Annotated in this window: 10 protein-coding genes; all 10 read left to right on the plus strand. The window is 70.1% G+C overall.

The genetic code is table 11. From position 1 onward, the window contains the following. The first annotated feature begins 1 nt into the window (after position 1). The 10 genes from OG370_RS34690 to hpnH all read left to right on the plus strand — a co-directional run bounded on the left by OG370_RS34690 (position 2) and on the right by hpnH (position 11,663). Positions 2-877 carry a glycosyltransferase family 2 protein gene (locus tag OG370_RS34690; RefSeq protein ID WP_328474711.1) on the plus strand — a complete coding sequence of 292 codons (876 nt, stop codon included), beginning with the start codon at positions 2-4 and terminating at the stop codon, positions 875-877. Between the two features lie 82 nt (positions 878-959). Then, the gene (locus tag OG370_RS34695) at positions 960-1,892 is read left to right on the plus strand and encodes an ABC transporter permease (protein WP_328471314.1); all 933 of its coding nucleotides are present in this window, start codon (positions 960-962) and stop codon (positions 1,890-1,892) included. Further along, positions 1,879-2,688, plus strand: coding sequence for an ABC transporter ATP-binding protein (locus OG370_RS34700; RefSeq protein ID WP_328463468.1), 810 nt, complete (start codon positions 1,879-1,881; stop codon positions 2,686-2,688). The genes OG370_RS34695 and OG370_RS34700 overlap by 14 nt, the downstream gene beginning before the upstream one ends. Before the next feature lie 469 nt (positions 2,689-3,157). After that, positions 3,158-4,045, plus strand: a complete 888-nt coding sequence (hpnC, locus tag OG370_RS34705) for a squalene synthase HpnC (protein ID WP_328471316.1) — start codon at positions 3,158-3,160, stop codon at positions 4,043-4,045. Next, complete coding sequence (gene hpnD / locus OG370_RS34710; protein ID WP_328471318.1) at positions 4,042-5,004, plus strand: presqualene diphosphate synthase HpnD; 963 nt, start codon at positions 4,042-4,044, stop codon at positions 5,002-5,004. The genes hpnC and hpnD overlap by 4 nt, the downstream gene beginning before the upstream one ends. 229 nt (positions 5,005-5,233) lie before the next feature. Beyond that, positions 5,234-6,730 (plus strand): hydroxysqualene dehydroxylase HpnE, encoded by a 1,497-nt coding sequence (gene hpnE / locus OG370_RS34715; protein ID WP_328471320.1) that lies wholly within the window; start codon positions 5,234-5,236, stop codon positions 6,728-6,730. Beyond that, complete coding sequence (locus OG370_RS34720; protein WP_328471322.1) at positions 6,727-7,806, plus strand: polyprenyl synthetase family protein; 1,080 nt, start codon at positions 6,727-6,729, stop codon at positions 7,804-7,806. Before hpnE ends, OG370_RS34720 begins: the two co-directional genes overlap by 4 nt. A 99-nt stretch (positions 7,807-7,905) precedes the next feature. Next, the gene (shc, locus tag OG370_RS34725) at positions 7,906-10,008 is read left to right on the plus strand and encodes a squalene--hopene cyclase (protein WP_328471324.1); all 2,103 of its coding nucleotides are present in this window, start codon (positions 7,906-7,908) and stop codon (positions 10,006-10,008) included. A gap of 3 nt (positions 10,009-10,011) precedes the next feature. Next, positions 10,012-10,629 (plus strand): phosphorylase family protein, encoded by a 618-nt coding sequence (locus OG370_RS34730; RefSeq protein ID WP_328471326.1) that lies wholly within the window; start codon positions 10,012-10,014, stop codon positions 10,627-10,629. Between the two features lie 5 nt (positions 10,630-10,634). Then, the gene (gene hpnH / locus OG370_RS34735) at positions 10,635-11,663 is read left to right on the plus strand and encodes an adenosyl-hopene transferase HpnH (protein ID WP_328471328.1); all 1,029 of its coding nucleotides are present in this window, start codon (positions 10,635-10,637) and stop codon (positions 11,661-11,663) included. Positions 11,664-11,718: the final 55 nt, after the last annotated feature.

Consider the following 11,718-nt stretch of genomic DNA (forward strand, 5'->3'; position numbering starts at 1 on the left):
GCTGACGGTCGGCGCCGTCATCATCACCATGGGCACCCGTCCCGCGGAGTTGCAGGACCTGCTGGACTCCGTCGCCAAGCAGCAGGGCGCGCCGATCGAGGTGGCGCTGGTCGGCAACGGCTCCCCGCTGCCGGTGATGCGGCGCGAGCACGTGCGCACCGCCGAACTGCCGGAGAACCTGGGCATCCCCGGCGGCCGCAACGTCGGCGTCGAGCTGTTCGGCCCCGGCGGCCGCGACGTCGACATCGTGCTCTTCCTCGACGACGACGGCCTGCTGCCCGGCGACGACACCGGTGAACTGGTCCGGCAGGCGTTCGCGCAGGACCCCGAACTGGGCATCATCAGCTTCCGGATCGCCGACCCGCAGACCGGCGAGACCCAGCGCCGGCACGTGCCCCGGCTGCGCGCGTCCGACCCGATGCGCAACTCCCGGGTGACCACCTTCCTCGGCGGCGCCTGCGCGGTGCGCACCGAGGTCATCCGGCAGGTCGGCGCGCTGCCCGAGCAGTTCTTCTACGCGCACGAGGAGACGGATCTGGCCTGGCGTGCCCTTGACGCCGGCTGGATGATCGACTACCGCTCCGACCTGGTGCTCCTCCACCCGGCCACCTCGCCCGCCCGGCACGCGGTCTACCACCGGCTGGTGGCCAGAAACCGTGTGTGGCTGGCCCGGCGCAACTTGCCCTGGCCCCTGGTGCCGGTGTATCTCGGCGTATGGCTGGCGCTCACCTTGGTGCGCAGGCCGTCGGGCACCGCGCTGCGCGCGTGGTTCGGCGGCTTCCGGGAGGGCTGGGCCACACCGTGCGGTCCGCGGCGGGCCATGCGCTGGCGTACGGTATGGCGGTTGACCCGGCTGGGTCGACCCCCGATCATCTGACAAGCTCGGATCTGAGAGCATCAGGCGCAGTCCGGGAGACCCCCTGCACCCGGCGCGCACCTTGAGGACGAAAGTGTCAACTGTGAGCGATACCACGCACAATGGTGCGGTCGCCGTCGGTGCCCCGCCGGTGCCCTCGGCCTTTGACGACGGCCTCAGTCCGGCGGAGCTCGCGGCCAAGTACGGCTTGTCGGTCAGTGGTGCTCGGCCCGGTCTGGTGGCTTACACCCGTCAGTTGTGGGGTCGTCGACATTTCATCAACGAGTTCGCGAAGGCGCGGACGGCGGCGCAGTACACGCAGGCGCGGTTGGGTCAGCTGTGGCAGGTGATGACGCCGTTGCTGAATGCGGCGGTGTACTACCTGATCTTCGGCATCCTGATCGGTACGCATCGGGGTATCGACAACTTCATCGCGTTCCTGGTGACGGGTGTCTTCATCTTCACGTTCACGCAGTCGTCGGTGCTGAGCGGGGTGAAGTCGATCTCGGGGAATCTGGGGCTGATCCGGGCGTTGCATTTTCCGCGGGCGTCGATGCCGATCGCGTTCACGTTGATGCAGTTGCAGCAGTTGATGATGTCGATGTTCGTGTTGCTGGCGATCGTGTTGATGACCGGCGAGGTGCCGGACATGTCATGGTTGCTGATGTTCCCGGCGTTGTTGTGCCAGTGGGTGTTCAATACCGGGTTGGCGTTGATCGTGGCGCGGTTGGGCAGCAAGATGACGGACTTGTCGCAGTTGATGCCGTTCATGTTGCGGACGTGGATGTACATGTCGGGGGTGATGTACTCCATCACGAAGCTGACGACGACGGCGCCGCATATTCTGCGGATTCTGCTGGATGTGAATCCGGCGGCGATCTATATCGATCTGATGCGGTTCGCGTTGATCGACAGTGTGACGGCGGCGCAGATGCCGCGGCATGTGTGGGCGATGGCGGTGGTGTGGTCGCTGGTCGTCGGGGTGGGCGGGTACATCTACTTCTGGAAGGCGGAAGAGTCCTATGGCCGTGGCTGAGCAGCCGGCGCTGCCGCCGGTGCAGGTGAGTCGTCCGATGGTGCCGACGGTGATCGTGGAGGACGTGAACATCGTCTACACGGTGTACGGGGCGGGGACGGGTAAGGGGAGTGCTTCGGCGGCGTTGGGGCGGATGCTGTCGAAGAAGCGGCGGTCGTCGAATGTGCGGCGGGTGCATGCGGTGAAGAACGTGAGTTTCACGGCGTATCGCGGTGAGGCGATCGGGATCATCGGGTCGAACGGTTCGGGCAAGTCGACGTTGTTGCGGGCGATCGCGGGGTTGTTGCCGCCGGAGTCGGGGCGGATCTACACGGATGGGCAGCCGTCGTTGCTGGGGGTGAACGCGGCGTTGATGAACGATCTGACCGGGGGGACGAATGTGATCCTGGGTGGGTTGGCGATGGGGATGTCGCGGGATGAGGTGCGGTCGCGGTACAAGGGGATCGTGGACTTCTCGGGGATCAACGAGAAGGGTGATTTCATCTCGTTGCCGATGCGGACGTATTCGTCGGGTATGGCGGCGCGGTTGCGGTTCTCGATCGCGGCGGCGAAGGATCACGACGTGTTGATGATCGACGAGGCGCTGGCGACGGGTGACCGGGCGTTCCAGAAGCGGTCGGAGTCGCGTATTCGGGAGTTGCGGAAGGAGGCGGGCACGGTCTTCCTGGTCAGTCACAGCAACGCGTCGATCCGGGACACCTGTGAGCGGGTGATCTGGTTGGAGCACGGGGTGATGCTGATGGACGGTCCGACCGAGGACGTGCTGACCGCCTACGAGGCCAAGACCGGCAAGTGACGTGGCGTCGGAAACCGCGCCGCGCGCCGGCCGGTCTCCTGACGTCCGCCCTGACCTGCCCCGTCCCGCCCCACTCCGCCCCGTCCTGACCCGCCGCACCTTGTCCCGCTCTGCCCGACTCGGTGCGTTGTCGGGGCCGGACGCGGGAGGTTTCGCGGGAAGTTTTTCGGAAATCCCGATCCCCGCCGGATGATCCGGCGGGGATCGGTTGTTGTGGTGGGGTGTTGTCGCTCGCGGATCGGGGCGCGCCCCCGGCGTACGCCGGGTAGGGCCCCGACGTAAGCTGTACCGGTGCTGGGAGCCTGCCGATGATCGATACCCGGGTCCGGGTGTCCGCAAGCGAGAGTGCGGCGTGTCCGAAATGGGAAGTTTCGACGGGGCAGTGTAGAACGGGGGATGTGGCGGCCATGAAGATCGGGACCATCCTGTTCCGGGGCACGTTCGCCGCCTGTGCACCGGGAAGCCCGCGGTGACCGGGGACGTCACCTCCCGGGCCGTCCTGGACAAGGCCGCGCGCGAGAACTTCCCGGTGGCACCGGTGTTCCTTCCGCGTGCCTGGCGACAGGATCTGATGGCCGTTTACGGGTTCGCCCGTCTGGTGGACGACATCGGCGACGGCGACCTGGCCGACGGCGGCCGGCCCGACGCGGTCCGGCTCGGCCTGCCCCCCGAGGCGGCCGGTGACCGGCTGGCGATGCTCGACGCCTTCGAGGCCGATCTGCGCCGGGTGTTCGACGGCACCCCCGTCCACCCGCTGCTGACCGCCCTGCGCCCCACCGTCCAGCGGCACCGGCTGACCCCCGAGCCCTTCCTCGGCCTGATCGCCGCCAACCGGCAGGACCAGCAGGTCAGCCGGTACGCCACCTACGACGACCTGCTCGCCTACTGCGAGTTGTCCGCCAATCCGGTGGGCCGGCTGGTGCTCTCCATCACCGGAACCTCCACCCCGGAACGGGTCCGGCGCTCGGACGCGGTGTGCACCGCGCTCCAGATCGTGGAGCACCTCCAGGACGTCGTGGAGGACCTCGGCAGGGACCGGGTGTACCTCCCGGCGGAGGACATGAAACGCTTCTCGGTGGACGAGGCCGATCTCGCCGCACCGAGCGCGGGGGAGAAGGTGCGCGAACTGGTCGCGTTCGAAGCCGGGCGGGCCCGTGACCTGCTGGGCGAGGGCGGTGCCCTGGTCCGTAGCGTCCGTGGCCGGCTCAGACTGCTGCTCGCCGGATTCGTCGGCGGCGGCCGCGCGGCATTGCGGGCGGTGGAGGACGCGGGGTACGACGTGTTGGCGGGTTCCCCCAAGGCCACCAAACCCGTCCTGCTGCGTGAGGTGGGGTCGACATTGCGAAGAGAGGGGTGACCCGGACCGTGAACGGTTCCGCGCACACGTCCGGACAGGTGCTTGCTGCATACAAGTACTGTGAGACCGTGACCGGCCACGAGGCCCGCAACTTCGCCTACGGAATCCGCCTGCTGCCCATGGCGAAGCGGCAGGCGATGTCGGCGGTCTACGCCTTCTCCCGGCGGGTCGACGACATCGGGGACGGCGAGCTGCCGCCCGACGAGAAACTGCGCCGTCTGGAGGACGCCCGCACCCTGCTGCACCGGGTCGAGGCCCACGAGGTGGAGGAGGACGACACCGACCCGGTCGCCGTCGCCCTCGCCGACGCCGCCGCGCTCTTCCCCATCCCGATGGGGGGCCTGGGCGAACTCATCGACGGCGTCCAGATGGACGTTCGGGGCGAGAGTTACGAGACGTGGGACGACCTGGCCGTTTACTGCCGCTGTGTGGCGGGAGCTATCGGTAGGGTCTCATTGGGCGTTTTCGGCACCGTGAATGGGCACGATCATGCACGTGCCGCCGAATACGCCGACACACTCGGCCTCGCTCTGCAACTCACCAACATCCTGCGCGACGTCCGCGAGGATGCCGGGAACGGACGCACGTACCTGCCCGCGCAGGACCTCGCGAAGTTCGGCTGCGCCGAGGGATTCCACGGTGACACCCCGCCGGCCGGCTCCGACTTCGCCGGGCTGGTCGAGTTCGAAGTACGCCGGGCCCGCGCGCTGTTCGCCACCGGCTACCGGCTGCTGCCGATGCTCGACCGCAGGAGCGGCGCCTGCGTCGCCGCGATGGCCGGCATCTACCGGCGGCTGCTGGAGCGGTTCGCCGCCGACCCCGAGGCGGTGTTGCGCGGCCGGGTCTCGCTGCCCGGCCGGGAGAAGGCGTATGTCGCGGTCCGCGGCCTGGCCGGACTCGACGCCCGCCGTACCGCGCGTACTCCCGCCCCCGTCGCCGCCCCGCGGAGGGACGCGTGAGACCGACCCGCGTGCACCCAGCGGGTCCCACCGCGCAGTACGCTCCGTCCACGACGTTCGCCACGTCGTCCGCTCAGCCCGTCGCACCCGCCCCGTCCCCGCGGCAGGTGCGGTTCCCGCGGTTCGTCCCGCACCCGCCGTCCGACCGAGCAACCTCGTTGACGCGCACTGCGTCACCTTCCGCGACGGCCCGCCGCACCCCGCATGGTGCGGCCCGAGGAGAGCGCGCATGACGACCACCCGATCCGGCCCGGAGGCCGGTCCAGCCGGCACCGAGGCCGGCCGCCCCGAGCGCGCCCGCGGGCGGCGCACCGCCGTCGTGGTCGGCGGCGGCCTGGCCGGGGTGACCGCCGCGCTCGCGCTGGCCGACGCCGGGGTCGAGGTGACCTTGACCGAGGCCCGGCCCCGGCTGGGCGGTCTCGCCTTCTCCTTCAAGCGCGGCGAGTTGACCGTCGACAACGGCCAGCACGTCTTCCTGCGCTGCTGCACCGCCTACCAGTGGTTCCTGGACCGGATCGCGGCCCGCGACCTGGTGACGCTTCAGGACCGGCTGGACGTCCCGGTCTTCGACGCCGACACCGGCAAGCTCGGCCGGATCGGCCGGGTGGCGCTGCCGGTTCCGCTGCACCTCGCGCCGAGCCTGGTGCGCTACCCGCACCTGTCGGTGGCCGAGCGGGCGTCGGTCGGGCGGGCGGCGCTCGCGCTGCGCGGCCTGGACCTCGACGATCCGGCGCTGGACCGGGTCGACTTCGGCAGCTGGCTCGCCGGGCGCGGGCAGTCCGCCCGCACCATCGAGGCGCTGTGGGACCTGGTCGCGGTGGCCACTCTCAACGCCACGTCGGGGCAGTCCTCGCTGGCCCTGGCCGCGATGGTGTTCAAGACCGGCCTGCTGTCCGAGCCGGGCGCCGCCGACATCGGCTGGGCCGCGGCACCCCTGGGCGACCTGCACGACGGCCGGGCCCGCGCGGCGCTGGACGCGGCGGGGGTGCGGGTGCTGCTGCGGACCCGCGCGGTCGGTCTGACGCCCCGTCCGGAAGGCCCGGACGCGGCCGCCGACGGGGCCGCGGGACGTGACGTCGCACACGCCGGGTGGCGCGTGGACGTCGAGACCGGCCCCGGCCGCGGCGAGCAACTGACCGCCGGCACCGTGGTGTTGGCCGTGCCGCAGCAGGAGACCCACGAACTGCTGCCGGCCGGCGCGCTGGACGAGCCGGAAAAGCTCTTGCGCATCGGCACCGCGCCGATCCTCAATGTCCATGTGATCTACGACCGGCAGGTGCTCCAGCAGCCGTTCCTGGCGGCGCTCGGCAGCCCGGTCCAGTGGGTCTTCGACCGCACGAAGAGCTCCGGGCACACCGGCGGCGGCCAGTACGTCGCGCTCTCCCAGTCGGCCGTGCAGGACGAGATCGACCTGCCGGTGGCCGAGCTGCGCCGCCGCTACCTGCCCGAACTGGAGCGCGTGCTGCCCGCGTCCCGCGGCGCCGCCGTCCGTGACTTCTTCGTCACCCGCGAACGCACCGCGACCTTCGCGCCCACCCCGGGTGTGGCCGCCCTGCGGCCCGGGCCCGCCACGCGCGCCCCCGGCCTGTACCTGGCCGGCGCGTGGACCGCCACCGGCTGGCCCGCGACCATGGAGGGTGCGGTGCGCAGCGGCCTGTACGCCTCCCGACAAGCTTTGTCCGCCCTTGGACTGCCCTGCGAATACGGCGTACTGGAGGCGGCATGAGTGCAATTGGTGCGACAAGAGGAGAGAACGTGACCGCTGACAGCGTGATCGCGCTGCTGGAGAACGGCCGCATCCTGACCACCCCCGTGCTGCGCGCGGCGGTGGCACGGCTCGCCCCGCCGATGGACACCGTCGCCTCGTACCACTTCGGGTGGATCGACCAGGCCGGCCGGCCCGCGGACGGCGACGGCGGCAAGGCGGTGCGTCCCGCGCTGGCCCTGCTGTCCGCGCAGGCCGCGGGGGCGCCCGCGGAGACCGGCGTGCCCGGTGCGGTCGCGGTGGAGCTGGTGCACAACTTCTCGCTGCTGCACGACGACCTGATGGACGGCGACGAGCAGCGCCGGCACCGCGACACGGTGTGGAAGGTGCACGGCCCGGCCCAGGCGATCCTGGTCGGCGACGCGCTCTTCGCGCTGGCCAACGAGATCCTGCTGGAGCAGGGCACCGCCGACGCCGGCCGGGCCACCCGCCGGCTGACCACCGCGACCCGCAAACTGATCGACGGTCAGGCGCAGGACATCTCCTTCGAGCACCGCGAGCGGGTCACCGTGGCGGAGTGCCTGGAGATGGAGGGCAACAAGACCGGTGCCCTGCTGGCCTGCGCCTCCTCCATCGGAGCGGTGCTCGGCGGCGCGTCGGAGTCCGACGCGGACGCGCTGGAGGAGTACGGCTACCACCTGGGGCTGGCCTTCCAGGCGATCGACGACCTGCTGGGCATCTGGGGCGATCCGGCCACCACCGGCAAGCAGACCTGGAGCGATCTGAGGCAGCGTAAGAAGTCGCTGCCGGTGGTCGCCGCGCTCGCCGCGGACGGTCCCGCGTCGGAGCGGCTGGGTGAACTCCTGGCCGCGGACGCGAAAAACTCCGGATTGATCGAAACTGATGCCTTCAGTGAGGAAGAGTTCGCCCTGCGCGCGGCGTTGATCGAGGAGGCGGGTGGTCGGGAATGGACGTCTCAGGAGGCCCGGAGGCAGTACACGACCGCCATCGCCGCACTGGACAAAATGGACATGCCTGAAGAAATCCAACGTAAGCTCGTGGGCCTGGCGGATTTTGTGGTGGTCCGCGAAAAGTAAACAGACAGACGTGGAGCGTATGACGTCGCCGGTCTCACTTTTGTGACGGCGGACGGCCGCCCCCGACACCGCAGAAGTCTCAACTGCAAAGGGGAAGCCATGACAGCGACGACCGATGGCAGTCCAGGGACGCCAACCCACCGGACACCTTCGGCCAGTAGCGCCTCGGAGCCGGAGCCTGTTCCAGCCGGCGACACAGAGGCGGCGGCGCAGCGTGCCGTGCAGCGCGCCGCAGACCATCTCCTGGCACGGCAGCACCCTGACGGATGGTGGAAAGGCGACCTCGAAACAAACGTGACGATGGATGCCGAGGACCTGCTGCTGCGGGAGTTCCTCGGCATCCGCGACGACAGCGTCACCGCGGCCTCGGCCCGCTGGATTCGCTCCCAGCAGCGCGAGGACGGCGCCTGGGCCACCTTCCACGGTGGTCCGGGCGACGTCTCGGCCACCATCGAGGCGTACGTCGCGCTGCGGCTGGCCGGGGACGACCCGGCCGAGGCGCACATGGCGCTGGCCGCCAAGTGGTCGCGCGGCGAGGGAGGGGTGGCCGCCAGCCGGGTCTTCACCCGGATCTGGCTCGCCCTGTTCGGCTGGTGGAGCTGGGACGACCTGCCGGAGATGCCGCCCGAGGTCATCTTCCTGCCCAAGTGGATGCCGCTGAACATCTACTCGTTCGGCTGCTGGGCCCGGCAGACCATCGTGCCGCTCACCGTGGTCGGCGCCCACCGGCCGGTGCGCCCGGCGCCGTTCGGCATCGACGAGCTGCATGTCGATCCGGCCCGGCCCTACCCCAAGAAGCGCCGGAAGTCGATCACCAGCTGGGACGGCGTCTTCCAGCGCCTCGACCAGGTGCTGCACGTCTACCGCCGGTTCAGCCCCCGGGTGCTGCGCCGCAGCGCGATGAACGCGTGTGCCCGCTGGATCATCGAGCGCCAGGAGGCCGACGGCTGCTGGGGCGGCATTCAGCCGCCCGCCGTCTACTCGGTGATGGCCCTCCACCTGCTCGGGTACGACCTGGACCACCCGGTGGTCAAGGCCGGGCTCGACTCGCTGGATCGTTTCGCCGTATGGCCCGAGGAGGGCGTGCGGATGATCGAGGCGTGCCAGTCCCCGGTCTGGGACACCTGCCTGGCGACCATCGCGCTCGCCGACGCCGGCGTCCCCGCCGACCACCCCGCGCTGGTCAAGGCCGCCGACTGGATGCTCGGCGAGCAGATCACCCGCCCCGGCGACTGGTCCGTGCAGCGCCCGCAACTGGCGCCGGGCGGCTGGGCGTTCGAGTTCCACAACGACAACTACCCGGACATCGACGACACCGCCGAGGTGGTGCTCGCGCTGCGCCGGATCGCCCACCCCGACCAGGCCCGGGTGGACTCCGCGATCGACAAGGCGGTGCGCTGGAACGTCGGCATGCAGTCGAGGAACGGCGCATGGGGCGCCTTCGACGCCGACAACACCAGCCCCTTCCCGAACCGGCTGCCGTTCTGCGACTTCGGCGAGGTGATCGACCCGCCGTCGGCCGACGTGACCGCGCATGTCGTGGAGATGCTCGCCGCGCTCGGCCTGGAGCACGACGGGCACACCCGGCGCGGCATCGACTGGCTGCTGGGGGAACAGGAGGACAGCGGCGCCTGGTTCGGCCGCTGGGGTGTCAACTACATCTACGGCACCGGGTCGGCCGTCCCCGCGCTGGCCGCGGCCGGGCTCGCCCCGGACCACCCGGCGATCCGCCGGGCCGTCGACTGGCTGCACGAGGTGCAGAACGCCGACGGCGGCTGGGGCGAGGACCTGCGGTCCTACTCCGAGCAGGAGTGGGCCGGCCGCGGGCACTCCACTCCCTCGCAGACCGCGTGGGCGCTGATGGCGCTGCTGTCGGCCGGCGAGCGGGACACCGAGTCGGTCGAGCGCGGGGTGCGCTGGCTGGCCGACACCCAGTTGGCGGACGGCTCGTGGGATGAGCCGTACTTCACCGGCACCGGCTTCCCGCGCGACTTCTCGATCAACTACCACCTGTACCGGATGGTCTTCCCGCTGACCGCGCTCGGCCGCTACGCCCGCTCCGAGCCCTTCGGCGCCGGCCACCCGGCGGCCTCGGCCGGCTCGTCCGCCGTGATCACGTCGGGCGGCGGCACGGCCGGCACCGGCATGCCCAGTTCCACCATCCCGAGCACCACTATCCCGAGCACCGGAAAGGGGGCCTAGTTCGTGGGCCGTCCCCGACCCCCGCTGACGGTGGTGTGCGCCCTGCCGATCGAGCGCTTCGCGCTGCGCAGGGGCACCGCCAGGAATACCGCGGAGTTCCCGGTCACCGTGCTGCGCACCGGCATGGGTCCGAAGAACGCGGAGCGGGTCGTCGCCCAGGCCCTGCAGGACCCGGCGATACACGGAGGTTCCGTCCTGACCACCGGCTTCTGCGCGGGGCTCGCCCCCGGCATGCGGCCGGGCGACGTCGTCGTCTCCGACGACGGGCACGAGAGCGCGACGCTGGCCGCCGCGCTCAAGGCCGCTCTCGCGGACCGGGGCCACACCGTGCACACCGGCACACTGGCGGAATCCGATCATGTCGTGCGGGGCGCCGAGCGCGCCGCACTCGCGGCGACAGGTGCCATCGCCGTGGACATGGAGTCGGCCGCGATGCGCCGCGCCGCTCTCGCCGAGGGGGCGCACCGCATCGCGGCGGCCCGCGTCGTCGTCGACACGCCCGAGTTCGAACTCGTCCGTGTCGGAACGCTTCGCACCGGGATCATCGCATTCCGAGTGCTCAGAGATCTTGTTCCCGCCTTTCTCGATTGGCACCGCACTACCGCGCTCCCCTGGAGGTGAGCTAGATGGCCATGCCGCTCCGTCAGACCGTCCGCGTCGCGTCATACCTCTTTGAACAGAAAATGGTTAGGCGTCGCGAAAAGTTCCCGCTGATCGTCGAACTCGAACCGCTCTTCGCCTGCAACCTCAAATGCGAGGGCTGTGGCAAGATCCAACACCCGGCCGGGGTGCTGAAGCAGCGCATGCCGGTCGCCCAGGCGGTCGGGGCGGTGCTGGAGTCGGGTGCGCCGATGGTCTCCATCGCGGGTGGCGAGCCGCTCATGCACCCCCAGATCGACGAGATCGTCCGCCAGCTCGTCGCCCGTAAGAAATACGTATTCCTCTGCACCAACGCCCTGCTCATGCGCAAGAAGATGGACAAGTTCACACCGTCCCCTTACTTCGCGTTTACCGTTCACATTGACGGCCTGCGCGAGCGGCACGACGAATCGGTGGCCAAGGAAGGCACCTTCGACGAGGCCGTGGAGGCGATCAAGGAGGCCAAGCGGCGCGGCTTCCGGGTGACCACCAACTCCACCTTCTTCAACACGGACACCCCGCAGACGATCGTCGAGGTGCTCAACTTCCTCAACGACGACCTGCAGGTCGACGAGATGATGCTGTCGCCCGCGTTCGCGTACGAGAAGGCGCCCGACCAGGACCACTTCCTCGGCGTCGAGCAGACCCGTGAGCTGTTCCGCAAGGCGTTCGGCGACGGCAACCGCAAGAAGTGGCGGCTCAACCACAGCCCGCTCTTCCTGGACTTCCTGGAGGGCAAGGCGGACTTCCCCTGCACCGCGTGGGCGATCCCCAACTATTCGCTCTTCGGCTGGCAGCGCCCCTGCTACCTGATGAGCGACGGCTACGTGGCGACGTACCAGAAGCTGATCGACGAGACCGACTGGGACAAGTACGGCCGCGGCAAGGACGAGCGCTGCGACAACTGCATGGCCCACTGCGGCTACGAGCCCACGGCCGTGCTGGCCACCATGGGCTCGCTGAAGGAGTCCATCCGCGCCGCCCGGGAGACCGTCGCGTCCAACCGCGCGAAGTGACCTCCTGGTGAAAGCGGGTACGAGCCACCGGCGACGGCATGGGCCGCGCCGGTGG

The sequence above is a fragment of the Streptomyces sp. NBC_00448 genome (genome assembly GCF_036014115.1).
Lineage (GTDB): Bacteria > Actinomycetota > Actinomycetes > Streptomycetales > Streptomycetaceae > Actinacidiphila.

Bases quoted from the DNA above. Each gene is read 5' to 3' on its own strand.
- OG370_RS34700 (WP_328463468.1), top strand. From the start codon at position 1,879: ATGGCCGTGGCTGAGCAGCCGGCGCTGCCGCCGGTGCAGGTGAGTCGT.
- hpnE (WP_328471320.1), top strand. From the start codon at position 5,234: ATGACGACCACCCGATCCGGCCCGGAGGCCGGTCCAGCCGGCACCGAG.
- OG370_RS34720 (WP_328471322.1), top strand. From the start codon at position 6,727: ATGAGTGCAATTGGTGCGACAAGAGGAGAGAACGTGACCGCTGACAGC.
- shc (WP_328471324.1), top strand. From the start codon at position 7,906: ATGACAGCGACGACCGATGGCAGTCCAGGGACGCCAACCCACCGGACA.
- hpnH (WP_328471328.1), top strand. From the start codon at position 10,635: ATGGCCATGCCGCTCCGTCAGACCGTCCGCGTCGCGTCATACCTCTTT.